Here is a 25060-nt window from a genome sequence, read left to right as displayed (position 1 = left end):
TCACCCGTCCACACCGATGACCTCGTCAGAGCGCGCTCCCGACCATCGCCTGCGCCAGGCCTGCGCGGCCGGCGTGCTGCTGTCGCTGCTGCTGCTGGTGCTGCTGCTGTACAGCCCGCCGTTCACGCGCTGGATGGTGCCCGACACCAGCGTGCTCAGCGTGCACCTGATGCTCGAGCTGGTGGCGGTGGTGGTGGCGATGCAGATCGTCAGCATCGGCTGGCATGCGCTGGACGGCGAGGCGGCCGGCACCGGCAGCGTGCTGATCACCGGCTTCACCGTGGTGGCGCTGTGCGACCTGGTGCATGCGCTCACCTACGAGGGCATGCCGCCGCTGCTGGGCGAGGCGAGCACGCCGCGCGCCATCTTCTTCTGGCTGATGGGCCGCAGCGCCGAGGTGGTGACGCTGGCCTGGCTGGCCTGGCCGCCGCGCCGGCCGCTGCCGCGCGCGCTGGCGCTCGGGCTGGGCAGTGCCATCGGCCTGGGCCTGGTGCTGCTCGGCTCGTTCGCGATCGAGGTGTTTCCGCTCACCTTCGTCAAGGGCCGTGGCGTCACCGCGTTCAAGGCCGCCTACGAGGTGGGCCTGTGCGTGGGCAACGTGCTGGTGGGCGTGCTGCTGTGGCGCCGGGCCGGCCCGCGGCGCATGCCGTACTACCTGCTCGGCACCTCGGCCTTCGTGATGGGCGTGGGCGAGCTGGCGTTCACCCAGTACGTCACGCCCTCGGATTTCCAGAACCTGTTCGGCCATGGCTTCAAGGTGGCCGCGTACCTGCTGCTTTATCGGGCCACCTTCGTCACCAGCGTGCGGGCGCCGTTCGAGGCCCTGCGCAGCAGCCGCCAGCAGGTGGCCGCGCGTGAACAGCAGCTGGCCGACGTGCTGGCCGGCACGGTGGACGGCATCGTCACGCTCGACGCGCAGCAGCGCATCGTGATGTTCAACCGCGCCGCCGAGCAGCTGTTCGGCATCGGCGTGCTGCAGGCGCTGCGCCTGCCGCCGACGGCGCTGGTGCCGGCCGCGCGCCGCGCGCGCATCGAGGCGCTGGTGCGCCGGCCCGGCGGCCGCGCCGCGCACCGGCGCTGGCGCGTGACCGGGCAGCGCGCCGATGGCAGCCGCTTTCCGCTGGAGCTGTCGCTCAGCCAGGTCGGGGAAGGCGAAGGCCGGCTGCTCACCGCGGTGCTGCGCGACCTGGCGCCGCAGCGGGCGATCGAGGCCTCGCGCCGGGGCCAGGCCGCGGCCGAGGCGGCCAGCCGCGCCAAGAGCGAGTTCCTGGCCAACATGAGCCACGAGATCCGCACGCCGATGAACGCGGTGCTCGGCTTCGTGAACCTCGCGCTGCGCGGCCCGCTCGAGCCGCGCCAGCAGCAGTACCTGAGCCGGGCGCGCATCGCCGCCGAATCGCTGCTGGGGCTGATCGACCAGATCCTCGACCTGTCCAAGGTCGAGGCCGGCAAGCTGGCGCTGGTCGCGGCCCCGTTCCGGCTGGAGCACGTGATCGAGCGGGTGGAAGTCATCAACAGCCAGCTGGCGCGCCAGAAGGGGCTGACCTTCGATGTGATCGTGGACGAGGACGTGCCGCCGGTGCTGCAGGGCGATGCGCAGCGGCTGGCCCAGGTGCTGACCAACCTGTGCGGCAACGCGGTGAAGTTCACCGCCAGTGGCAGCGTGACGCTGCGGGTGGCGCTGCTGGCGCGCGAGGCCGGCGGCGAAGGCGACGAGGTGACGCTGCGTTTCAGCGTCAGCGACAGCGGCATCGGCCTGAGCGACGAGCAGATCGCCCGCCTGTTCCGGCCCTTCGAGCAGGCCGATGCCTCCACCACGCGCCGCTACGGCGGCACCGGCCTGGGCCTGGCGATCAGCCAGCAGCTGGTGGGCCTGATGGGCGGGCGCATCGAGGTGACCAGCCGGCCGGGCCAGGGCAGCTGCTTCAGCTTCGTGCTGCGCCTGCCGGCGCTGGCCGCTGCGGCGGTCGAGGCCGCGGCCGGCGCGCCCACCGACCAGCCGCCCGAGCAGGCGCTGCAGGGCCGTTCGGTGCTGCTGGTCGAGGACAACGCGTTCAACCAGGAAGTGGCCGGCGAGCTGCTGCGCGAGGTGGCCGGCATGCGCGTCAGCGTGGCCGGCGACGCGGCCAGCGCGCTGCGGCTGCTGGTGCAGGAGCCGCCGTTCGACGCGGTGCTGCTGGACGTGCAGCTGCCCGGCATGGACGGATTCGAGCTGGCGCGCCGCATCCGCGCCGAGCCGCGCTGGCGCGGCCTGCCGCTGATCGCGATGACCGCCCATGCCGGCGCGGCGGATCGCGCCGCCTGCCGGGCCGCGGGCATGGACGACCACATCGGCAAGCCCTTCGAACCGGCCCAGCTCTTCAGCACGCTGCAGCGCTGGCTCGGCCCGGCGCCGCCGACGGCGGGCACCCCGCCCGGGCTGCCGGCGTCGGCGGTGCCGCCGGTGCTGCCGCCGGCGGCCACGGCCGCGGTCGAGCCGGTGGACGTGGCGCTGGGCCTGCGCTACTGCGGCGGCCGCCCCGCGCTCTACGCGATGGCGGTGCGGCGCTTCCTCGAGACGCAGGCCGACATGGCGCAGCGGCTGCGCCAGGCCGAGCGGGCCGGCGACCTGCCGCGCGTGGCCAGCCTGGCCCACATGCTGGTGGGCAATGCCGGCACGCTGGGGGCGCAGCGGCTGTCGACGCTGGCGCGCCAGCTCGAACAGGCCGTGCCGGAGGCGCCGACCGATGGCGCGGCGCAGGTCGCCACCCTCCTGGCTGCGCTCGAGGCCGAGCACGCGCGCGTGCTCGATGCGCTGCGCCGCCACCTTGCCACGGTGGCCTGATTGCTCAGGTGTCCAGCAGCCCGAGGATGCGGGCGCGCTGCACCACCTGCTTGCGCGTGCCGGCGTCGAGCTTGGCGAACAGGTTCTTCATGTGCCACTTGATGGTCTCTTCGCCCACCTGCATCGCCAGGCCGATCTCCTTGTTCGAGAGGCTGCGCGCCAGCAGTGCCAGCACCTCGCGTTCCTTGGGCGTCAGCGCCATGCTGGGCGCCACCCGGGGCGCGGCGGGCGGGGTGATCAGCGGCGCGGCCAGCGGGCCGGGGCGGCCGGCGGCGTCGGCATCGCCCTGCTCGCGCAGCGCGCGCTGCACCCAGTCGCCCAGGGCCGGGTGGGCATCGGCGAACACGCGCGCCAGGCCGTAGCCCTGGGCCAGGTCGGCCGCCTCGCGCAGCAGGGGCAGCGCGGCGCGTTCGCCGACGCGGTCCAGCGCCAGCGCGCGCAGCCCCAGCAGCTCGATGTGCAGGCGGCCCAGCCGCGCGGCCTGGGCCTGCGCGTCGGCCTGCTGCAGCAGCGTGATCGCGCGGCGCCAGTCCTGCGCGGCCAGCGCGGCATGGGCCAGCGCCGTGTCGCGCAGCAATAGCACGCCGCGGCGCCACAGCGGGCCGGCGGGCAGCGCGGCCTCGGCCAGCAGTGCATCGATCTGCCGGCACAGCGCTTCGCAGGTCTCGCTGCGGAAGCGCCGCGCGTGCAGGCGCACCTGCTCGACCAGCGCCGCCACGCGCAGCCGCGGCAGCGTGCGCGCGCGGCCGACCGCCTCCATCGCGCCCAGCAGTTCCAGCGCGCGGTGCTCGGCGCCCTCGGCGATGGCCATGCGCGCCATCGTGCGGTAGCCCAGCAGCACGGCCTCGGGCAGGGCATGGCGTTCCAGCACGTCGAGCCGGTTGGCCAGCAGCGCGCCGGCCTCGGCCGGGCGGTCGCGTTCCCACAGCGCCGCGGCCAGCAGCGCGGCCAGCATGCAGGCGAACGGGCTGCGGCGGCCGAGCTCGGCCTCGGCGCGCGCCAGCGTGGGCCGCAGCAGCGCCTCGGCCTGCCGCGCCTGGCCCTCCCACAGGTAGCTCAGCGCGACGATGAAATCGCTCCAGCGCCGAACGTAGGCCAGCGCCGGGCCGGCCTCGGCGCGCGGGGCCTGCTGCTGGCGCAGCCGGGCCAGCGCGGGGTCGCCGTCGAGTAACGCGCGAAAGGCGCGGCGATTGGCATGCACCTGCAGCAGCTGCGCGTCCTGCAGCGGCGGCGCCTCGGCCCAGGGGTCGTGCAGTTCGGCGAAGCGGTCGGGCAGGTCGGCGAAGACCGCGGCGCCGCCGAGGATCAGCGCGCATTCGCAGCGCAGCGCGTCGTCCACCGCCGGCTGCGCCAGCAGGCGCGCCACCAGCGCGCCGGCCTCGTCGTGGCGCTCGCTCAGCGCCAGGGTCCAGGCCGCGGCCAGCAACAGGCGCGGGCGGCGGTCCAGCTCGGCCGGCGGCAGGTGCTGCAGCCAGTCGAGCACCGCGTCGCGGCGGCCCTGGCCCATCAGCGACTGGTACAGGCTGCGCTCGGCCAGCTCGTAGGCCTGCTCGTGGCGGCCGGCGGCCAGCGCGTGGCGCGCCGCGGCCTCGATCTGGCCCTGCGCGGCCAGCCAGTCGGCGGCGCGGGCGTGCAGCAGCGCGCGCTCGTCGGCCGGCAGCGCGGCGAAGCGCTCGCGCAGCACCTCGTGCGCCAGCGCGTGCAGGCGCAGCCAGTCGCCCAACTCGGCGGCGGCGAACACCGGCGTGTCGCGCGCCAGCCGGGCCAGCCGCTGCGGCGCGTCGGCCTCGGCGGTGACGGCCTCGCACAGCGCCGGGTGCAGGTGGTCCAGCAGCGCGATGCGCGCCAGGAAGCGCGCATCGGCCGGGTCCAGGTTCGCCAGCAGCAGGTTGACCAACGGCGCGCGCAGCTCGCCCTCGGCCGCGCGCAGGCTGCCCTGCTGCGCGGCCAGGTGGTCCAGCCCGGCATGGGCATCGGCGCCGCTGGCCATCAGCGACAGCGCCAGCTGCAGCCCGAGCGGCCAGCCTTCGGTCAGCTCGTGCAGGCGGGCGGCGCCATCGGCGTCGAACTGCGCGCCGAAGCGCTGGCGCACCAGGGCCAGCGTCTCGTCGAGCTGGAAGCGCAGCTGCGCGGCCCCCAGGCGCAGGCAGTGCCCGTAGGCCACCAGGTCGTCGATCTCGAGCTGCGCGTCGGTGCGCGCGGCCACCGCCACGCGCAGGTTGGCCGGCGCGTTGCGCAGCAGGTAGGCCAGCGCTTCGCGGCCCGCGGCGGGCAGGCGCTCGGCCTCGTCGACGATCAGCAGCACGTTCAGCGCCGACTGCGCCAGCTCGGCCAGCCAGCCGGTGATGCCTTCGAGTCCGTCGGCCGGTGCCTGCAGCAGCGCCTGGCCGAAGCCGGGGCGGCCGGCGGCCAGGCGCAGCGCCAGCGTCAGCGCCTGCACCAGCCGCGCCGGCGTGTCCTGCGGCTGTGCGCTGAGCCAGGCCACCACGTCGCCTTGCGCCAGCTGTTCGCGCCGCCATTGCGCCAGCAGCGAGGTCTTGCCGTAGCCGGCCGGCGCCTGCACCAGCAGCGCCGCGGCGCCGCGCAGCTGCGGCTGGCCGGCCTGCAGCCGCTCGCGCGCCAGCAGGCCGCGCGGCACACGGGGCGGCGTCACCTTCAGCAGCAGGTCGTCGCTGGCGGCGGCAGGCGAGGCGAGCAAGGGGCGGCCCGGGGGACGGAGTGGTCGACGAACGGCCATGGTAGCGCCCGCACCCGCGTCGCCCATCCGGGGCCGCCCTTTCGCGGCGTGGCGTGGGGGGCCGGCCCCCCCGCCGCGGGGGGCGTCGCGGCCGGGCCGCGGCCTAGCATCGATTCAGGCCCGCTGCGGGCGCTGCTGGCTGGAGGCCGCGAGATGTACCAACACCTGCTGGTTCCGATCGACGAGACGGAACTGTCGATCGAGACCGTCGGCAATGCCGTCGGGCTGGCGCGCACGCTGGGCGCGCGCATCACCTTCTTCCATGCCAGCGCGGACCTGGCCGGCTCGCTGCGCGGCGAGGCCGACGTGCTGCGCCTGACCGCGCCGGCCGACCTCGACTGGGCGCTGGGCGGGCAGGCGCGCGAGCTGCTGTGCAAGGCCGAGGCCGCGGCGCGTGCGCTGGGGGTGCCCTGCGACCTGCTGCAGGCCGCGCACGACCATCCGGCGCAGGCCATCGTCGCCGCCGCACGTCAACAGGGCTGCGACCTGATCTTCATGGCCTCGCACGGGGCGCGCAGCAAGCTGGGGATGGCGCTGTCCTCGGCCACGCTGGAGGTGCTGATGCACGCCGGCCTGCCGGTGCTGGTGGCCGCCACCGGCGAGCCACCGCCGCCGGCGCGGGCGATCGCGGTGATCCGCGACGAGCACCGCTCGCTGGCCGCGGTGCTGCATGCGGGGGGTCGCGCGCTGGCCGAGGCGCGCGCCGCGGGGCGCCTGCCGGCGCTGGCCCTGCTGCGCGACCTCGTGCACTACCTGCGGGTGTTCCCGCTCGCGCTGCACCACCCGAAGGAAGACGCGCACCTGTTCAGCCGGCTGCGCGAACGCGCGCCGGCCCTGGCCAGCGAGCTCGACGAGCTGCAGCGCCAGCACCTGCGCGACCATGCGCTGGTGGACGCACTGGCAGGCCAGGTGGAAGCGCTGGCCACCGCCATGGCGGTGGGTGACGGCCTGGCCGCGCGCACGGCGCTGCAGGACCTGGACGCGTCGTTCGAGCGTTACGTCCGCTTCACCTGGGAGCACCTGGGGCGCGAGGAAGGCGTGATCCTGCCGGCCGCGCAGCGCCACCTGCTGGCGCAGGACTGGGCCGCGATCGACGCGGCTTTCGCCGAGCACCGCGAGCCGCGCGCGGCCGTGGCCGGCGCTGCGGCCGGCGAGGGCGAGCGCGCGCTGCGCCAGCTGTTCTCGCGCATCGTCGGCCCGCGCGGCTGAAGCCGGCGGGCGCGCCGGCCGGGCTCAGGCCTTGCGCAGCGCCGGCCGCGTGCGCTCGATGTCGCGGCGGTTCGCGGCCAGGATGTCCTTGCGCGCCCGCTCGCTCTCGACCGCGCGCGCCAGCACCAGCGCGCCCACGCACTGCGCCAGCAGCGCCCAGGCGCCGTCGGCGTCGTCCTGGTCGCCGTCGCCCAGCCGGGCGGCCCAGCGCTGGTGGGTCTGCTTCAGCGCGCGCTCGACCGTGCGGCGCACCGCGGGTGTCGACCGCGCGATCTCGGGCCCCAGCGTCGGCAGCACGCAGCCGGCCTCGGGGTTCAGCGCGTGGAAGCTGCTGAGGTAGCCGCGCAGCCGCCGGGCGAGGGTGGCGGCGTCTGGCGCGGCGTCGGCGTCGTCGTCGCCGGCCAGCATCTCGCGGCTGTGGTCCATTTCCTCGGCGATCAGCGCCTCGAACAGGGCCTGCTTGGACGGGAAGTGGGAGTAGAACGCGCCGCCGGTCAGGCCGATGGCCCCCATCAGCGCGTCGACGCCGGTGCTGCCGAAGCCGCCGCGCTTGGCGATCGCGCGGCTCGCGCCCAGCAGCTTGCGGCGGGTGTCATCCTTGTGGGTGCGGGCATAGCGCATGGCGGCAGCCGCGCAGGCCGCGGCGGGGTGGGCAGGCGGGGAACATAGCATGGCGACCGTTCAGTAAACGGTCGTGCGGTGCCGGCCGCCGCGGTGCGGCGCCGAGACGGTGCTCAGCGGTAGAAGGCTTCGACCGCGCCCTTGAGCGTGATCAGCAGCGGCTGGCCGCGGCGGTCGCGCGTCTTGCCCGAAGGCACCTTGATCCAGCCTTCGCTGACGCAGTATTCCTCGACGTCGGAGCGCTCCTTGCCGTTGAAGCGGATGCCGATGTCGTGCTCGAACACCGCGGCCACATGGTGCGGGCTGCGCGGGTCGGCCGACAGGCGGTCGGGCAGGGCGGGGCGGGAGGTCGGCTCGGACATGACAGGGATGCGGGGAGGGCGCCGCAGGGCGCGGCGCGCGCGATTGTCCAGCATCCGAGCCGGGCCGATAGCGGCAGCAATCCGCACTCGTCACATCGGGTGACAGCCACGACGCCGACGCGCTGGCTACCATCGTCCGTCCCGCTGAACGAGGCTCGCGATGGCCACCCCGAACGACGTCAACACCCCGCCCCATTCCGGCCTGCAGCACATCGATGCGCTGCTGGACACCGGCCCGGGCTGGAACTGGCTCACGCCCACGCGCACCACGCTGTACTACACCTTCGCGCTGGGCGGCGCGGACACGGCCGGCAGCGGCCTCATCAGCGGTGCCGCCAGCACGATGAACGTCGCCCAGCAGGCCGCGGTGACGAACCTGCTGAACTACGTGGCCACCGTCACCGGCATCACCTTCGCGCTGACGGCCGATGCCAACCAGGCCGACCTGCACTTCGTCGACGGCAACATCACCGCCGCCGGCACCGCCGGCTACACCCACTGGAGCTGGAGCTACCAGAGCAACATCCAGACGATCACCAGCTACACCGCCGATGCCTTCGTGTTCATGGACACGACGGATTTCGGCGCCGCCAACCTGAACCCGACCCAGGCCGGCGGCGGCTACGAGATCCTGCTGCACGAGATCGGCCACGCGCTGGGGCTGAAGCATCCGTTCGACGGCAGCACCACGCTGCCGGCGGGCCAGGACGACACCGCGCACACGCTGATGTCCTACACCCACGTCGGCGGGCCCTACGGCAGCTACCAGAGCTACGACATCGACGCGCTGATGTTCCTGTACGGCGGCGACGGCCTCGGCGGGCTCTACGGCCAGGGGGCGCCCGGGCTCTACCTGATCGGCACCAGCACGAACGAGACGCTGACCGGCGGCAGCGGCAACGACATGCTCGAGGGCGGCGGCGGCAACGACGTCATCCTCGGCGACGCCGGCGACGACACCGCGCGCTTCAGCGGCCTGCGCAGCCAGTACACCATCACCACGCTGTCGGACCGCATCCTGATCGTCGGCCCCGACGGCAGCGACACGCTGATGGGCGTGGAGTTCGCGCGTTTCACCGACATGACGGTGCAGCTGGCCTCGACGCCCACCAACCATGCGCCCACCGGCAGCCTGACGGTCGGCGGCAGCGCCACGCAGGGCGTGGTGCTGACGGCCGTCTCGACCCTGGCCGATGCCGACGGCATGGGCAGCCTGAGCTACCAATGGCAGTCCTCGGCCGACGGCAGCACCTGGGCCGACGTCGGCGGCGCCAAGGCCAGCACGCTGACGCCGGGCGAGGCGCTGGTCGGGCTGCAGCTGCGCGTGCAGGCCAGCTACACCGACGGCCTGGGCAAGCTCGAATCGGCCACCAGCGCGGCGACGGGCGCGGTGGCCAACGTCAACGATCCGCCGGTGGGCAGCGTGTCGATCAGCGGCACCCCGAAGATCGGCAGCGCCCTGCAGGGCAGCGCCGCGCTGACCGATGCCGACGGCCTGGGCACGCTGCTGTACCGCTGGCAGGTGCAGAGCGGGCCGACCTGGGTGGACATCGCCGGCGCCAGCAGCGCCAGCTTCACGCCCACCGCGCTGCAGGCGGGCCAGGTGCTGCGGCTGCAGGTCAACTACGTCGACGGCCACGGCACCATCGAGACGGTGAACTCGACCCCCACGGCCGCGGTGGACCTGCTGAACCATGCCCCGACCGGCGCGGTGACCATCGGCGGCACCGTGCAGCAGGGCCAGGCCCTCACGGCCAACACCGGCAGCCTGGCCGATGCGGACGGCCTGGGCAGCTTCCACTTCCAGTGGCAGTCCTCCGCCGGCGGCGGCAGCTGGAGCAACATCGCCGGCGCCACCGCGTCCGCCTACACGCCCGGCGAGGCACAGGTCGGCCTGCTGCTGCGCGTGGCGGTGAGCTACACCGATGGCGGCGGCAGCGCCGAGTCGCTGGCCAGCGCCGCCACCGCGGCCGTGGCCAACACCAACGATGCGCCGACCGGCCGCGTGCAGATCGGCGGCAACGCGGTGCAGGGCAGCAGCCTGAGCGCGACCCACACGCTGGCCGATGCCGACGGCCTGGGCGCCATCGCCTACACCTGGGAGGCGTCCACCAACAACGGCGCCAGCTGGAACCCGATCAACGGCGCCACGGCCAGCAGCTTCACACCGGGCCTGGCCCAGGTGGGCTCGCTGCTGCGGGTGCAGGCGCACTACGTCGACGGCCATGGCAGCAGCGAATCGGTGGCCTCGGCCGCCACCGCCGCCGTGGCCGGCTACCAGCTGGGCGGTCCGGGCAAGGACATTCTGGTCGGCACCGCCTTCGCCGACACGCTGGTCGGCGCTGACGGCGACGACCGGCTCACCGGCGGCGGCGGCAACGACACGCTGCAGGGTGGCGCCGGCCTGGACAGCGCCGTGTATGCGCTGCCGCGCGCGCAGTACACCGTGGGCGCCAAGGCGGCCAGCGTCGTGGCCGGCAGCGGCAGCGAGGGCAGCGACACCTTGAGCGGCATCGAGCGGCTGGTGTTCAGCGACCAGTCGCTGGCGTTCGACATGAGCGGCCATGCCGGCACCACCGCGCGCTACCTGGGCGCGGTGTTCGGCCCGGCCTCGGTGGCCAATCTGCAGTACGCCGGCATCGGCGTGATGCTGCTGGACACCGGTGTCAGCAACAACGACCTGATGCAGCTGGCGCTGGACGCCAAGCTGGGGGGCGGCTTCAGCGCCGCGGCCGAGATCGGCCTGCTGTACCAGAACCTGCTGGGCCAGGCGCCTTCGGCCGACGAGCTGGCGTTCTGGACCGCGGCGCTGAACAGCGGCCAGTACACCGCCGTCTCGCTGGCGCAGATGGCGGCCAACCTCGACCTCAATGCGGCCAACATCGGTCTGGCCGGGCTGGCCGACACCGGCCTGGCCTACGTGCTGCCGGGTTGAGCCCGGGCCTGGGTCTGAGCCTTCGCATGCGCCGGATGGACCCGGCCTGCCGGGTCACTGCCCGCCCAGCCACTGGCTGACCACCGCCCGCGCCATCTTCCATTGCAGGCGCCGGCTGGGCTGGTGGCCCCAGCTGCTGGTGCGCTCGCTGGGCTGCTCGTGCCACGCCGCGGGGTCGATCTCCTGGCTGCCGTGGCCGATCTCGAAGTCGAAGCCCGAGGGCGTGGCCGCGTAGAACGAGAAGGTGCCGTCCGGGTCCGGGTGCTGGCCGATCTGCAGGCTCAGGGGATGCTTGTGCTGCTGCACCCGCTCGTAGGCGCTGCCCACGTCGGCCAGCCGCTCGGCCTGCAGCATGAAGTGGTGCATGCGCTGGCGCAGCGGCAGCTGCAGCAGTGCGATGCTGTGGTGGCGTCGGTTGCAGTGCAGGAACAGCGCCGACACCTCCAGCGGGCCGGTGCGCGTGTGCAGGCGCTCGCTGCGGCCGAAGCCCAGCGCGTCGGCGTAGAAGCGCTCCATCGCCGGCAGGTCGCGCGCCACCAGCGCGGCATGGCCCATGCCCAGCGCGCCGGTGCGGAAACCGCCGGGGAAGACCGCCGACGCGAAGGGCTCGGCGGCCGCGGCCAGGCCGCAGTGCAGCTCGATCGTGTTGCCGGCCGGGTCGCGGGCGGTGAACAGGCGCTGCACGCGCCGCGCCTCGCGCCGCGCCGGGTCGGCCTCGTCGACCGCCACGCCCCGTTCGCGCAGGCGCTGCACCTGGCGCAGCAGCGCCGCCTCGTCCGGCGCGCCCAGGCCCAGTGCCGCCAGGTCGTCGTCTTCGCCCTGGACAATCGCCAGCCGCTGCCAGCGGTCATCCAGCCGCCAGCCCTGGCTGCCGTCGGCCGCCGGCGGGTTGGCGGGCAGGCCCAGCGTGTCGGTGAGCAGCCGGTTCCAGGCCGCGGGCTTGCGCACCGCGAAGACCATGTAGGCGAGTTCGAGCTTGGCTTCCATCAAGAGGCTCCGTTAAGATGTGGTTGATACCAAAAATGGTATGAGGATCCAAATTTGAAAGATATCCGTCTTTTGGCGGATCACCCGCCGGGTGCCTCGCGCGCCGCGCTGCCCGTCCCCGGGCTGCCCCTGGGCCACGTGCCCGGCGTGATGGCCAGCACGCAGCCGGCGCCGCTGCCGGCCGAGCTGGCCGCTGCGCTGATGGCCTCGCCCGGCCCCGCGCCCAAGCGCGAGCGCACGCGCCGCCAGCTGGTGGAGGCGGCGCTGCGGGTGTTCTCGGCGCGTGGCGTGGCCACCAGCACCGTGGGCGACATCGCGGCGGCCGCCGGCGTGGCCGGGGCCACGCTGTACAACCACTTCGCCTCGAAGGACGAGCTGGTGCAGGCCGTCGCGCTGTGGCTGGCGCAGAGCCTGTGCGCCTGCATCACCGACAGCTCTGCCGGCGTGGCCGAAGGTGCCGAGCGCATGGCCATCGGCAACCGGCGCTACCTCTGGCTGGCCGAGCAGAGCCCGGCCTGGGCCATGCTGCTGCTGGATGTGGCCGCGCTGTCGCCGGCGCTGCTGCGCGTGACCGGCGACTACGTGCTGGCCGACCTGCGCCTGGGCCTGCGGCAGAAGGCGTTCCGCGTCAGCAGCGAGGCGGCCGCGCTCGACCTGGTGGGCGGCACCATCGGCCAGGCCATGCGGATGATCGCCGCCGGCATCGCGCCGCCCGGCCATGCCGCGGCGGTGACGACACTGGTGCTGGCCGGCCTGGGCCTGCCCTGGGAGCAGGCGCGGGCGCTGGTGCGGCGGCCGCTGCCGCCCTTGCGGCCGCCCTTGCCACCGTCGCCGCCCGCGGCGTCGCGCCGGCGGGCCCGCGGAGGGCGCGCCGCATGATGGCCGCCCCCGCCTTTGCCGTCACCCGCATCCAGCCGCCGCGCCGGCCGCCGGGCTGGGTGGCACGCCCGCGGCTGCAGCAGCGCCTGCTGGAGGCGGTGCAGCAGCAGCCCGTGACGCTGCTGTGCGCCGCCGCCGGCTACGGCAAGACCGCCGCGCTGGCGCAGCTGATCCACGAACTGCCGCCCGGCACCGCGCTGGCCTGGGTGGATGCCGACGAGGACGAGCAGCTGCCCACCTTCCTGGCCTGCCTGTGCGCCGCGCTGGCCTCGCTGCAGCTGCCCTGGCGCGTGGCGCCCGATGCGCTGGCCACGCTGGCGCTGGCCGACCGCGGCCTGCGCGAGGTGGCCAGCACGCTGGTCAACGCACTGGCCGGGGCCGATTGCCCGCGCGGGCTGATCGTGCTGGACGATGGCCACCGCATCGTCGACGCGCGGGTGTTCGAGCTGCTGCAGATGCTGATCGAGCGTCTTCCGGCGCAGTGGGGCGTCGTGCTCGCCAGCCGCACGGAGCCGCCGCTTGCGCTGGCGCGCTGGCGTGCGGCCGACCGGCTGGCCGAGTTCCGCCAGGCCGATCTGCAGTTCGATGCCGGCGAGGTGCAGGCGCTGGTGCAGGCCGCGCAGCCGGCAGGCGCCGCGGCGGCAGCGGCCGAGCTGGCCGACCAGGCACGCCAGCTGCTGCAGCGCACCCAGGGCTGGGCGGCGGGGCTGCGGCTGAGCCTGTCGGTGGGGCGCCAGGCCACCCAGGCCGGCGAACGCCTGACGCAGCGCCACCTGTTCGACTTCCTGGCCACCGAGGTGCTGGCCGAGATGCCGCCGCGGCTGCGCGAGTTCCTGCTGCGCAGCGCGGTGCTACCCGAGCTGACGGCCGAACGCTGCGCGCGTGTCACCGGCATGGCCGATGCCGCCGAACTGCTGGACGAGGTGGACCGGCGCGGGCTGTTCGTCTCGGTGCTGGCCGCCGAGCAGCCGACCTGGCGCCTGCACGACCTGTTCCGTGACTTCCTCGAAGACCGCCTGCGCCGCGAGCAGCCCGCGCAATGGCAGGACCTGCTGCGCAGCGCCGCGCAGGACGAGCCCGACCTGGCGCGCGCGGTGGGCTACCTGCAGCGCGCCGGGGCGTGGGAGGCGGCGCTGGGCGTGCTGGCGCAGCGCGGGCTGGCGCTGCTGGCCACCGGCGGCGCCAGCAGCCTGCTGCAGATGCTGGCGCAGTTCCCGCCCGAACAGTACGCGCGGCTGCCCGACCTGTGGCTGCTGCGCGGCCTGTGCGCCTGGCCGGGCTACGACTTCGACCAGCTGCGCCACTGCATGCACCAGGCCGTGGCCGGCTATGCCGAAGCCGGCCGGGAGCGCGACGCCGCGCTGGCCAGTGCGCACCTGAGTGCCGCGTTGCAGCACATGGGCCGCTTCGAGGAAGGCACGCGCATCCTGGCGCGGCTGGGGCGGCTGCAGCTGGACGACGCGGCCATGGCCTTCATCCACTACGGCGAGGCCTGCGACGCGGTGGTGTGCGGCCGGCCGGCCGACGTGGCGGCCAACGGCGCGCGCATGCTCGCTGCGCTGCAGCGCGTGCCCGAGCCGGGCCTCTGGCAGCAATGCCCGCTGCAGGTGATGATGGTCGGCGCGCCCGGCACGGCCGCTCATTCATTGCGTTATGGCGATGCCATCCTGCAGGTGGCCGGCCACGCGCCCAGCCCGCTGCGCGCGGGTGCCTGGCACGCCCGCTGCTGGGCCGCGCTGCTGGCCGGCCGCATCGACGAGGCCGCCAGCGCCCTGGCGCGCGCCGACGAGGATTTCCGCTGGCTCGGCAGCCCGCGCATGATCCAGACCGACAACGGCATGCTGCACGGCCTGCTCCAGGCCCTGCGCGGTGAGGCGCTGGCCAGCCGCGCCGCCGGCGAGGCGCTGATCGAGGACATCCGCCGCGCCGCCAGCGCCTCGTTCCGCCGCGTGCACGAGCCGGCGATGCTGTTCAACCAGGCGCGCGCCGCCTGGCTGCTGGGCGACGTGGCGCTGCTGCGCGAGATGGACGCGGCGATGCGCGCGGTGCGCCACCCGGCCGAATGGCCCAGCGGCGTGGGCGCGCATGCGATGGTGGCGGCGATGCTGGCGCTGGCCGAGGACCGCATCGCCGACGGCCTGCAGCAGCTGGCCTTGCTGGACGCTCGTTTCGACTGCTATTTCCTGTGCGCCGGCGTGCAGGCCGCCACCTTGCACGCCTGGGCGCTGGCGCGCAGCGGCCGGCTCGACGAGGCCGCCGCCCGCCTGCAGCCGCTGCTGCAGGGCCCGGGTGACGACGAGCGCGGCGCGGCGGTGCTGGCCGGCGTGCAGGTGCTCGACGACCTGCGCGCGCAGCCCTGGCAGGGGCGGCTGGCGCCGCCCGCGCTGGCCCGGCTGGACGAGCTGCTGTCGCGGGCGCGCCGCGCCCGCGCCGGGGCCGCCCACCCCGCCCACCTGGCGGGGAGCGCCGCGCCAGCCCTGGCCGCATCGGTCGCGCCAGCCGCCGCCGAGCCGGTCGAGTCGCCCACGCCAGGCCCGGCGGCCGTGGCCGCGCCAGGGGCCGCCCGGCCGCCAGCCCTGGAGCAGCTGACACCGCGCGAGGCCCAGATCCTGGCGCTGCTGGCCGCCGGCGACAGCAACAAGCTCATTGCGCGGGCCCTGAACCTCAGCGTGCACACCGTCAAGCAGCATGTGGCCAGCGTGCTGGGCAAGCTGGGCGTCGCCAGCCGCGGCCAGGCCGCGGCCTGGTGGCACGCGCGGGGGAAGTAGCCGGCCCCCGGCGCGCGGGGTGGGTGGCTCTTCTGGGGGATGCGGCGGGCCGGTGGCGCCCGCCAACATCCAGCCATGCTTGTCCACCACCATGCCCACCTGCCCTGCGAGCAGCGCGAAGGCGTGTGGTCCTGCCGGGTCGCCGGCCCGGGGCAGGGGGCGCAGGTCCTCGCGGCCTGGCAGCTGGTGCTGGAGCCCGGCGCCGAGGCGCTGATCGACGCGGAGGCGGCGGAATCCGTGCTGCTGGTGCAGCAGGGCCAGGGCCGCCTGCTGCCCGACAGCGGCCCGCAGCGCCTGAGCGCGCCGTGCACCGTGTGCCTGCCGCCCGCGGCCGCCGTGGCGGTGCAGAACATCGGCGCCACCCCGCTGCACCTGCTGCTGCTGCGCGCGTCGCCAAACCGCGCCGCCCCCTAGCTCTTCGGGGCGGGCGCCGATGGCCCGAACGGGCGATGCGACGCCGGCCGTCGATTCCTACAGTGCGGCCAGCTCACCGACACCGCACTGGAGAACACCATGAACACCCGTCGATCGATCGCTCGCCTGACCCTGGCCGCCTGGCTGGCACTGGGGCTGGGCGGCGTGCCGGTCTGCGCGCTGGCCGCCGGCGCGTCCGGCGCGGCCGCCCCAACCGCAGCCGCTGCCACTGTCGCTGTGGCCACCGTCGACGCGGCCGAGGCCGCCCGCCAGCTGATGGACTTTGCCGAGGTCACTTTCCCGAACTACTTTCCGCCGCACCCGGCCGTGCTGACGGCCGCGCCCTTCACCTACCGCTACTACCCGGACACCGGCGTGTACCTCGGTGTCGTCACGCAGGCGGGGCAGGGCTTTCCGCTCAACGGCGTCTACGTGATGGGCGGCGACTTCGGCCCCAACCCGGTCCCGGTGGGGCAGCTGAGCGACTTCATCACGCCGGTGGCGAACTATGGCGTCGCCCTCTCGGTCGACCGCAGCGCCGTGCTGCAGGGCGGGCAGGTCACGCTGAAGGCCACGCTGACGCGGCGCAACGGCTTCACCGGCGCGGTGCAGCTGGTGCTCGACGGGCTGCCGGCCGGCGTGACCAGCAACGCGATCAGCATCCCGGCCGGCGCCACCAGCGCCGACATCGTGCTCACCGCGCAGAGCAGCGCGCCGCATTCGCTGCCCACGGTGGCGCGCGTGCGCGCGCTGGCACCCAACGGCAATGCCACCGACGTGCTGCACCAGCCGCTGGTGGTGACGGTGCGCGGCGCCGCGGGCGTGGTGGACACCAGCTTCGGCGGCGGCATCACCACCACGCCGGTGGGCATCGGCGAAGACTATGGCAATGCGGTGGCGGTGCAGCCCGATGGCAAGGTGATCGTCGCCGGCTCGAGCGCGACGCCCACCGGCACCTTCGTCTCGCTGGTGCGCTACGGCCGCGACGGCGGGCTGGACCTGAGCTTCGGCACCGCCGGCAAGCTCATCACCCAGATCGGCCCGCGCAACGACGTGGCCGCCGCCATCGCGCTGCAGGCCGACGGCAAGATCGTCGTCGCCGGCGCCAGCGAGCAGAACGGCAGCGGGCTGGACTTCGCCGTGCTGCGCTACCTGCCCAACGGCACGCTGGACGCCGGCTTCGGCAACGGCGGCAAGGTGGTCACCGCGATCGGCAACGACAGCGACCGCGCCTGGGCGGTGGCGATCCAGGCCGACGGCAAGATCATCGTCGCCGGCGAAAGCAACCAGGGCAACGTCAGCGGCGTCGACTTCGCGCTGGTGCGCTACCTGTCCAACGGCACGCTCGATGCCGGCTTCGGCAACGGCGGCAAGGTGCTCACCGCGATCAAGTCCAACACCGGCCGCGACGCGGCGTATGCGCTGGCGCTGCCGGTGGTCAACGGCGAGCAGCGCATCCTCGCGGTCGGCGGCGACGGCGACTTCCAGGCCGTGCGCTACCTGCCCAACGGGACGCTCGATGCGTCCTTCGGCCTGGGCGGCAAAGTGAGCGGCCTGTTCAATTCGAACATCGGCGGCGCGCGCGGCGTGGCGCTGCTGCCGGGCGGCCAGGCGGTGCTGGCCGGCGCGATCAACAACGACTTCGCGGCGGCCCAGCTCGGCACCAGCGGCCAGCTCGACCCCGGCTTCGGCACGGGCGGCAAGTTCACCCGCGACGTCGCCAACGGCAACTGGGACTCGGCCACCGCCATCGTGCGGCAGGCCGACGGCAAGCTGCTGCTGGGCGGCTGGGCCAACACCGGCAACAGCTCCGCCGGCGACTTCGCGGCGCTGCGCCTGCAGGCCAACGGCACGCTCGACGCCGGTTTCGGCAGCAACGGCGTGGTGATCCACCCCACCGCCAGCGGCACCAAGAACGACCAGGCCCATGGCCTGGCGCTGCAAGCCGACGAGCGCGTGCCCACCGTGCGCGCGTTCCAGGCCGGCGAGGCCAACGGCAGCAACCACGACTTCTCGCTCATCCGTCTGTGGCTCTGAGCCGTACACCCTGCACGCGGAGGTTCCCCTGATGACGCCCTGGATCAAGTACCCGCTGGTCGCCCTGGCCGTGGTGGCCGTCGCGGTGGCCGGCACGCTGGCCTATGCCACCCACCGCAGCGAAGCCAAGCGCACCCGCAGCATTGCGCTGCCGGCCTACGCCCTTGCGATCAGCGCCGACGCCGCGAGCATCGAGCGCGGACGCTACCTCTACCAGTCGCGCGGCTGCAGCGACTGCCACGGCAGGGACGGCGCCGGCCGCGTGTTCGTCGACGGGCAATGTGGTGGTGGGCTACCAGCCGGCCGACTGGGAACGCACGCTGCGCCACGGCGTGAAGCCCGACGGCACGCCGCTGATGGTGATGCCCTCGGAAGACTTCGCGCGCTGGACCGATGCCGACGTGGCCGCGGTGGCGGCCTACGTGCGCAGCCTGCCGCCCCAGCCGGGCGGGCCGGCGGTGCTGCAACTGCCGCTGCCGGTGCGCGTGATGTACGGCCTGGGCCTGGTCCAGGACGCGGCCGAGCGCATCGACCACCGCCTGCCGCCGGCGCAGCCGGTGCCTGAAGGTGTCACGGTTCAGCACGGGCAGTACGTGGCGAACGGCTGCACCGGTTGCCATGGCCAGCAGCTGTCGGGCGGCAAGATCCCCGGCGCGCCGCCGGACTGGCCGGCCGCCGCCAACCTGACGCCCGGCGAAGGCAGTGCCCTGGTGCGCTATGCCGACGCGGCGCAGTTCCGCGCCATGCTGCGCTCGGGCCAGCGGCCCGACGGCAGCGCGGTGAGCAAGGTGATGCCCTTCGAGGCCCTGTCGCAGATGAGCGACACCGACATCGACGCCGCCTACCTGTACCTGAAGTCGCTGCCGCCGCGCGCGGCCGGTGGACGGTAGCCCCCCCCCGGAGCGCCTGCGGCGCCTCCCCCCAGGGGGGCGCCGCCAGCGGCCCGGCGGAGCCGGATCCGCGGCGACTGCTGGGGTGGTCCCGCGCCGAACGCGGGGGCATTGCTTTGGGCGATGATGCGGGCTTGTCGTCAACGCCGGGAGACCATGATGCGAACCCGCCTGGCGCTGTGTGCAGGCCTGTGGCTCGCGGCCTGCGCCAGTGCGCCGCCCCTGCAGCCGGGCTTGAGCGAAGCCGAAGTGGTGGCCCGCCTGGGCCACCCGACCGGCCGCTATGCGATGCCCGAGGGCGCGACGCGCCTGGAATTCGCGCGCGGGCCGATGGGCCGTACCACCTGGATGGTCGACCTCGACGCGGCCGGCCGGGCGCAACGCTGGGAGCAGGTGCTGGACGACGCGCATTTCGCGCAGGTGGTCGATGGCATGCCGCGCGATGCGCTGCTGCGGCTGCTGGGGCGGCCGGCCCATCGTGCTGCCGAGTGGCAGCACCGCGAGTCCTGGTACTGGCGCTACCAGACCAACGATTGCCTGTGGTTCGCGGTGACGCTCAGTGCCGAGGGCCGGGTGATGAACGGCGGCGGCCACCTGCCCGATCCGATGTGCGACCACAACGACCGCGGCGACGCGCGCTCCTGAAATCCTGGCGGCCGCCCCCGAGACCATGACCATCACCCTGTACGGCATCACCCACTGCGACACCGTCAAGCGCGCCCGGGCCTGGATGGCCGAGCATCATCCGGGTTATCAGTTCCACGACTTCAAGAAGCAGGGGGTGCCGGCCGCCCGCCTGCCCGCCTGGGAGGCCGCCGTCGGCTGGGAACGGCTGCTGAACCGGCAGGGCACCACCTGGCGCAAGCTGGACGACGCCGCGAAGGCCGCAGTTCAGGACGCCGCCAGCGCGCGGACGATGATGCTGGCCCAGCCCAGCGTGATCAAGCGGCCGGTGGTCGAGTGGGCCGACGGCAGCATCACCGTCGGCTTCGACCCGGCGGACTTCGCGCGCCGGGTGGGCTAGCCATTCAGCCCGGCATCGGGCTGTGACCGATTCTCAGCCCGGCACCGGGCTGTGACCGATTCTCAGCCCGGCACCGGGCTGCGGTGGGCCGCCACCTGGGGATGGTCGCCCAGCACGTGGGTCACTGCCGCCGCCACCGCATGCTGGCGTGAAGCCGCGCCACCGGCCGCCTGGCCGACGCCGAAATAGGTGCCGTATTGCGCGCTCATCTGCTGCGCCAGCAGGTCGAACTTCGCGAATTCGCTGGCGGTATCCGGGCTGCACCAGTCGGTCTTCCACATCGCATGCTCGCCGGGCGGCAGCGCCATGCGTCCGTCGATCGCGCCCTCGGGCTGGTAGGCGCAGGCCAAACCCCAGGGAAAATCTCGCCGATAGGCTCGGCGCATATTGCCAAGACCAAAATCGACGATGATTTTCTCTTCCACCACGCAATAGGCATGGCCGGCGATCTGGCCCGGGCCCACATGGGTTTTGCCGCCGAGCTGGTAAATGCGCTGGTCGCTGCCCAGCACGTCCACATACCCCGAGGCCGCACGTGCACGAAAGCCGTGCAGCCGCGCCACGTTCTGCACCAGGCTGGCCATCAGGAAGCAAATGGAGCCAAAGTTGTGCAAATACAGCCAGCCGAGGTCGTGGAAATGGTCGAACAGCAACTCGACGAATGATGCCAGCTCGGCGTCTGGCACCGCCATGCGCAATTGCTGCTGGCGCAAGTTGCTGCGCACGGCATAGACGTGGTCGAGTTCTTCGGTATAGGCTTTCAGCAGTTCCAGATACCGGGGGGTGGGGACCCAGCGGCGCTGGGTTTCACTGCCTTGGGCTTGCAGCAGACCCGCGCGCATCATCTTGAGCAGCTGGATGCGAATTTCCTTTTCGGTATGGGGCAGTTCGCGGCGCAGGGAATTCAAATCAATCGGTGCGCCGGCAAGAAAATATTGTCCTATTTTCACGAACAAATCGTGGCCGGCTGTCGATTCGGTGAAGGGAATATTGGCTGTCAACCACCGGCGCACCTCGGCCACACCTTCCATGTGCGACGCGATGCGCCCAAACTGCAAAGTCATTGTTCGCTCCACTGAAACTTCCCGTAGGTCTTGCAACAGGGTGGCAATATTCGGAAATATTGTGTTTGTCGTTCTTGCCGGCTCTGCGCTGCCCAAGCGAAAAAATATAAACCAGCGGGCGGTCCGGACCAATATCCGCAAGGGCTTCCAAGGTATGTAAACGTTCGAAATGCCAAAACCCGCAGCGACGCGCTCAAGTCGGGGCCGCGGCGGCCGATAAGCCGAACGTGGGCCATGGGGCCCACACCACTCGGAGCGCGCGCATGAACATCCGTTCCTGGCTGGTGGCCGGCTTGAGCTGCCTGCCGCTTGCCCTGTCCAGCGGGCCGGCCTCTGCCAGCCTGATCACCCTGCACACCCGGGCTTCCGGGGCGGCCGCCGCGCCGGCGGGCAGCGTGGCCTCGCTGGGCAGCTACTACCACGACACCATCGAAGCGGCGCTGGCGGGCGCACCGGGTGCCGGCTATTGCGACGTCACGCTGTCGAGCTTCGCCGACACCAGCAACCACGGCTCGTGCAGCGGTGGCAGCAGCAGCAACATCGCCTTCGCCTACAAGCTGGACTTCGGCCTCGACGCCGCACAGGGCGGCGACTTCAGCATGCGGCTGGGCGTGGACTTCGGCAAGGGCGGCGCAGTGTTCCTCGACGGCCAGCTGCTCGATGCCCGCAACACCGACCTGTGGTGGGCCGGCAACTGGAGCGCCGGCTCGCAGCTGTTCCAGTTCAGCAGCCTGGCGCTGGGCGCCGGCAACCACGAGCTGGCGATCTACGGCCTCGAAGGCTGCTGCGACGGTGGCCAGCGCGGCGAATACCGCATCGGCGCCAACGGCAGCTGGACCGCCTTCGCCGCCGGCGATGGCCTGATCTTCCGGGCCGCTCCCGCCAGCGTGCCCGAGCCGCGCAGCCTGGCGCTGGTGCTGAGCGCGATGCTCGGCCTGGCCGCCACGCGGCAGCTGCAGGCGGCACGCAAGCGCAAGCGCGCGGACTGACGCCGCGCAGGCGACAGCGCCAGCGCTGAGCGGCGCGCACAATCGACTCCCTGTACCCGAGGAGAGTCGATTGAACGACCCGCACAGCGACCGCGTCCGCATCACCCTGGACGCGTCCGGCGTCGCCGAGGTCTGCCTCGCGCGGCCGGACAAGATGAACGCTCTGGACTTCGCGATGTTCGACGGCATCGCGGCCGCGATCGACCGCCTGAAGGCCGAAGCCCGGCTGCGCGCCGTGGTGCTGCATGGCGAAGGCCGGGCCTTCTGCGCCGGGCTGGACATGGGCCGCATGAGCAAGATTGCGGACCAGGCCACCGGGGGCTTCCGCGACCTGCGCCCACGCACGCATGGTCTGGCCAACTCGGCGCAGTACGTGGCCCAGGGCTGGCGCGAGCTGCCGGTGCCGGTGATCGCCGCGGTGCATGGCGTGGCCTTCGGCGGCGGCCTGCAGGTGGCGCTGGGCGCGGACATCCGCCTGGTCACGGCGGACCTGAAGATGTCGGTGATGGAAGTGAAATGGGGCCTGGTGCCCGACATGGCCGGCATCGTGCTGATGCGCGGCCTGCTGCGCGACGACGTGGCGCGCGAACTCACCTACAGCGGCCGCGTCGTCAGCGGCGAGGAAGCGGTGCAGCTGGGCCTGGCCACGCGCGTGTGCGCCGATCCGCTGGCCGCGGCACGCGAGCTGGCCGCCGGCATCGCCAACCGCAGCCCGGATGCCGTGCGCGCCGCCAAGCGCCTGCTGAACCAGGCCGCCGCCGGCGCCAGCGAGGCCGCGCTGCTGCAGGCCGAATCGGACGAGCAGGTCGCGCTGATGGGCCAGCCCAACCAGATCGAAGCGGTGCGCGCCAACCTCGAGCAGCGCCCCCCTGTCTTCAGCCGTTAGCACGGATTGGCGCCACCTTGAATCCACAGCCGCCGTTCCCGCGCGATGCCGGCTTCGAAGCCCACCTGCGCCAGCGCCTGGCCGACTGGCCGCTGCAGACGGCCAGCCACGAAGGCCTGCGCCGCGCCGCGGTGGCGATGGTGATCACCGACGCTGCCCATGGCGGCGACCTGCCCGGGCTGGCACGGCATGCACAGTGGCGGAGCGAGGCGGCGCTGATCGTGACCCGGCGCGCGGCCGGCCTGCGTGCGCATGCCGGGCAGTTCGCATTGCCGGGCGGGCGGGTGGAGGAAGGCGAATCGCTCGAGGCCGCCGCGCTGCGCGAGCTGCACGAGGAAGTGGGGCTCGTGCTCGATGCTTCCGCCATCATCGGCCGCCTCGACGACTACGTCAGCCGCTCGGGCTACGCGATCACGCCGATCGTGGTGTGGGGCGGCGCCGCGGAAGCGCTGGCGCCCAATCCCGACGAGGTGGCCAGCATCCACCGCATTCCACTGACCGAGCTGCTGCGGCCCGACGCGCCGATCCTCACCGACGAAGGCGGCACGCAGCTGACCCTGCGCATGCCGGTCGGCGAAGGCTGGATCGCCGCGCCCACCGCGGCGCTGCTGTACCAGTTCCGTGAGGTTTGCCTGTTAGGCCGCGACACCCGCGTCGCGCATTTCGAGCAGCCGCGCTTCGCCTGGCAGTGATGCCCGGCGCGGCGCTCAGATCTGGACGCGGGTACCCAGCTCGACCACCGCGTTGTCCGGCAGCTTGAAGAACTCGGCCACGCCGCCGGCATTGCGGCTCATTGCGGCGAACAGGCGTTCGCGCCAATGGGCCATGCCGGTGCCGGGCGTCGGCACCACGGTCTCGCGGCTGAGGAAATAGCTGGTCTCGAACAGCGGCACCGGCAGGCCCTGTGCCGTACAGCCGGCCAGCGCGCGCGGCACGTCCGGCGTTTCCATGAAGCCGAAGTGCAGGCGCACGCGCCAGAAGCCGCGGCCCAGGTCCTCGATCTGCAGGCGCTGCTCGGGCGGCACCACCGGCACGTCGTCGAACAGCACGGTCAGCACCAGGTTCTTCTCGTGCAGCACCTGGTTGTGCTTCAGGTTGTGCAGCAGCGCCTGCGGCACCGTCTCGCCATCGGCCACCGCATACACCGCGGTGCGCTGCGCGCGGTTCAGCCCGCCCTCGTCGAGCGAGGCGATGAAGGGCTCCAGCGCCAGCCCGTCGCTGCGGATGCTGTCCAGCAGCAGGCGCCGGCCGCGCGCCCAGGTGCTCATCACGCCGAACAGCAGCAGGCCCAGCGCCAGCGGGAACCAGCCGCCTTCGAACAGCTTCAGCGCGCAGCCGGCCACCAGCAGCGCGTCGATGGCCAGGAAGAACAGCGTCGCGGCAGCAGCCACCGGCGCCGGCACGCGCCAGCTGTGGCGCACCACGAACCAGGTCAGCACGGTGGTGATCATCATCGTCATCGTCACCGCGATGCCGTAGGCACCGGCCAGCGCGGTGGAACTGCCGAAGGCCAGCACCGCGGCCAGCACGCCGGCCAGCAGCGCCCAGTTCACCGCAGGCATGTAGATCTGGCCGGCCTCGCGCGCCGAGGTGTGCGTCAGCCGCATGCGCGGCAGGAAGCCGAGCTGGATGGCCTGGCGCGTCATCGAGTACGCACCCGAGATCACCGCCTGCGACGCGATGATCGCGGCCAGCGTCGCCAGCACCACCGCCGGCAGCACCCAGGCGGCCGGGAACAGGCGGTAGAACGGGTTCTCGATCGCCTTCGGGTCGTGCATCAGCAGCGCGCCCTGGCCCAGGTAGTTCAGCGCCAGCGCCGGCATCACCAGCGCGCACCAGGCCAGCTGGATCGGGCGGCGGCCGAAGTGGCCCATGTCGGCATACAAGGCCTCGGCGCCGGTGAGTGCCAGCACGATGGCGCCGATCGCCGCACCCACCATCCAGCCGCGGCCGGCCAGGAAACGCAGCGCTTCGATGGGGTTCAGCGCGGCCAGGATCGCCGGCTCGCGCACGATCTGCTGCACGCCGGTGACGGCGAGCACCGCGAACCACAGCAGGATCACCGGCCCGAACAGCTTGCCGACCACGCCGGTGCCGAAGCGCTGCAGCAGGAACAGCCCCAGCAGCACCGCCAGCGAGAACGGCAGCACGTAGGGCTTGAGCGCCGGCGTCGCGACCTCCAGGCCTTCCATCGCGCCGAGCACCGAGATCGCCGGCGTGATGATGCTGTCGCCATAGAACAGCGTGGCGCCGAACACGCCCAGCAGCAGCAGCGCGCCGCGCAGCTTCGCGCGGCCGGCCACCGCATGCGCCGCCAGCGCCGTGAGCGCCAGGCCGCCGCCTTCGCCGCGGTTGTCGGCACGCAGGATCAGGATCACGTACTTCAGCGTCACCACCAGCATCAGCGCCCAGAAGATGGCCGAGATCGCGCCGA

General features: G+C 73.3%; 19 protein-coding genes. 13 read left to right on the top strand and 6 right to left on the bottom strand.

Going from position 1 to position 25060, the window contains the following annotated elements; translation table 11 throughout:
* Positions 1 to 16: 16 nt before the first annotated feature.
* A complete protein-coding gene (locus ACILR4_RS18290; protein WP_395702300.1) occupies positions 17 to 2824 on the top strand; it encodes an MASE3 domain-containing protein in 2808 nt (935 codons plus the stop codon).
* A 4-nt stretch (positions 2825 to 2828) separates the two neighbouring features.
* Here ACILR4_RS18290 and ACILR4_RS18285 read toward each other — a convergent pair whose 3' ends face one another.
* A complete protein-coding gene (locus ACILR4_RS18285) occupies positions 2829 to 5561 on the bottom strand; it encodes a LuxR C-terminal-related transcriptional regulator (protein ID WP_395702299.1) in 2733 nt (910 codons plus the stop codon).
* Positions 5562 to 5714: 153 nt separating this feature from the next.
* On the opposite strand from ACILR4_RS18285, the gene ACILR4_RS18280 reads away from it, so the two are divergent.
* Entirely contained in the window at positions 5715 to 6770 is a 1056-nt protein-coding gene (locus ACILR4_RS18280) for a universal stress protein (RefSeq protein ID WP_395702298.1), read from the top strand.
* A gap of 24 nt (positions 6771 to 6794) precedes the next feature.
* On the opposite strand, the gene ACILR4_RS18275 is transcribed toward ACILR4_RS18280, so the two are convergent.
* Both ACILR4_RS18275 and ACILR4_RS18270 read right to left on the bottom strand, forming a co-directional pair.
* Positions 6795 to 7391 (bottom strand): TetR/AcrR family transcriptional regulator, encoded by a 597-nt coding sequence (locus ACILR4_RS18275; protein ID WP_395702297.1) that lies wholly within the window; start codon positions 7389 to 7391, stop codon positions 6795 to 6797.
* Between the two features lie 113 nt (positions 7392 to 7504).
* Positions 7505 to 7753 (bottom strand): DUF3297 family protein, encoded by a 249-nt coding sequence (locus ACILR4_RS18270; protein WP_395702296.1) that lies wholly within the window; start codon positions 7751 to 7753, stop codon positions 7505 to 7507.
* Positions 7754 to 7913: 160 nt separating this feature from the next.
* Here ACILR4_RS18270 and ACILR4_RS18265 point away from each other — a divergent pair, with 160 nt between their 5' ends.
* Entirely contained in the window at positions 7914 to 10688 is a 2775-nt protein-coding gene (locus ACILR4_RS18265) for a hypothetical protein (protein ID WP_395702295.1), read from the top strand.
* Positions 10689 to 10742: 54 nt separating this feature from the next.
* On the opposite strand, the gene ACILR4_RS18260 is transcribed toward ACILR4_RS18265, so the two are convergent.
* Entirely contained in the window at positions 10743 to 11675 is a 933-nt protein-coding gene (locus ACILR4_RS18260; protein ID WP_395702294.1) for a VOC family protein, read from the bottom strand.
* 54 nt (positions 11676 to 11729) lie between these two features.
* On the opposite strand from ACILR4_RS18260, the gene ACILR4_RS18255 reads away from it, so the two are divergent.
* The 7 genes from ACILR4_RS18255 (at position 11730) to ACILR4_RS18225 (ending at position 19687) form a co-directional block, all read left to right on the top strand.
* Positions 11730 to 12554 (top strand): TetR/AcrR family transcriptional regulator, encoded by an 825-nt coding sequence (locus ACILR4_RS18255; RefSeq protein ID WP_395702293.1) that lies wholly within the window; start codon positions 11730 to 11732, stop codon positions 12552 to 12554.
* On the top strand, positions 12551 to 15322 hold the full coding sequence (locus ACILR4_RS18250) for a LuxR C-terminal-related transcriptional regulator (protein ID WP_395702292.1): 2772 nt from the start codon (positions 12551 to 12553) through the stop codon (positions 15320 to 15322). The genes ACILR4_RS18255 and ACILR4_RS18250 overlap by 4 nt, the downstream gene beginning before the upstream one ends.
* A gap of 75 nt (positions 15323 to 15397) precedes the next feature.
* On the top strand, positions 15398 to 15736 hold the full coding sequence (locus ACILR4_RS18245) for a hypothetical protein (protein WP_395702291.1): 339 nt from the start codon (positions 15398 to 15400) through the stop codon (positions 15734 to 15736).
* A 99-nt stretch (positions 15737 to 15835) separates the two neighbouring features.
* Complete coding sequence (locus ACILR4_RS18240; RefSeq protein ID WP_395702290.1) at positions 15836 to 17773, top strand: hypothetical protein; 1938 nt, start codon at positions 15836 to 15838, stop codon at positions 17771 to 17773.
* Positions 17774 to 18057: 284 nt separating this feature from the next.
* Complete coding sequence (locus tag ACILR4_RS18235; RefSeq protein WP_395702289.1) at positions 18058 to 18663, top strand: c-type cytochrome; 606 nt, start codon at positions 18058 to 18060, stop codon at positions 18661 to 18663.
* Positions 18664 to 18822: 159 nt separating this feature from the next.
* A complete protein-coding gene (locus ACILR4_RS18230; protein WP_395702288.1) occupies positions 18823 to 19308 on the top strand; it encodes a hypothetical protein in 486 nt (161 codons plus the stop codon).
* Between the two features lie 25 nt (positions 19309 to 19333).
* Positions 19334 to 19687 carry an ArsC family reductase gene (locus ACILR4_RS18225; RefSeq protein ID WP_395702287.1) on the top strand — a complete coding sequence of 118 codons (354 nt, stop codon included), beginning with the start codon at positions 19334 to 19336 and terminating at the stop codon, positions 19685 to 19687.
* Positions 19688 to 19749: 62 nt separating this feature from the next.
* On the opposite strand, the gene ACILR4_RS18220 is transcribed toward ACILR4_RS18225, so the two are convergent.
* A complete protein-coding gene (locus tag ACILR4_RS18220; protein WP_395702286.1) occupies positions 19750 to 20751 on the bottom strand; it encodes a hypothetical protein in 1002 nt (333 codons plus the stop codon).
* Positions 20752 to 21014: 263 nt separating this feature from the next.
* Here ACILR4_RS18220 and ACILR4_RS18215 point away from each other — a divergent pair, with 263 nt between their 5' ends.
* The 3 genes from ACILR4_RS18215 to ACILR4_RS18205 all read left to right on the top strand — a co-directional run bounded on the left by ACILR4_RS18215 (position 21015) and on the right by ACILR4_RS18205 (position 23318).
* The gene (locus ACILR4_RS18215; RefSeq protein ID WP_395702285.1) at positions 21015 to 21740 is read left to right on the top strand and encodes a CCXG family PEP-CTERM protein; all 726 of its coding nucleotides are present in this window, start codon (positions 21015 to 21017) and stop codon (positions 21738 to 21740) included.
* Positions 21741 to 21810: 70 nt separating this feature from the next.
* Entirely contained in the window at positions 21811 to 22626 is an 816-nt protein-coding gene (locus ACILR4_RS18210; protein WP_395702284.1) for a crotonase/enoyl-CoA hydratase family protein, read from the top strand.
* 17 nt (positions 22627 to 22643) lie between these two features.
* Positions 22644 to 23318, top strand: a complete 675-nt coding sequence (locus ACILR4_RS18205) for an NUDIX hydrolase (RefSeq protein WP_395702283.1) — start codon at positions 22644 to 22646, stop codon at positions 23316 to 23318.
* Positions 23319 to 23333: 15 nt separating this feature from the next.
* On the opposite strand, the gene ACILR4_RS18200 is transcribed toward ACILR4_RS18205, so the two are convergent.
* Positions 23334 to 25060: potassium transporter Kup (locus tag ACILR4_RS18200; protein ID WP_395702282.1), on the bottom strand; the 1727-nt coding region annotated here is incomplete at its 5' end.

This window comes from Aquabacterium sp. (assembly GCF_044226965.1).
Lineage (GTDB): Bacteria > Pseudomonadota > Gammaproteobacteria > Burkholderiales > Burkholderiaceae_C > Pseudaquabacterium.
Note: the sequence above shows the minus strand (reverse complement) of the source record. Positions and strands in the feature narration are given on the sequence as shown.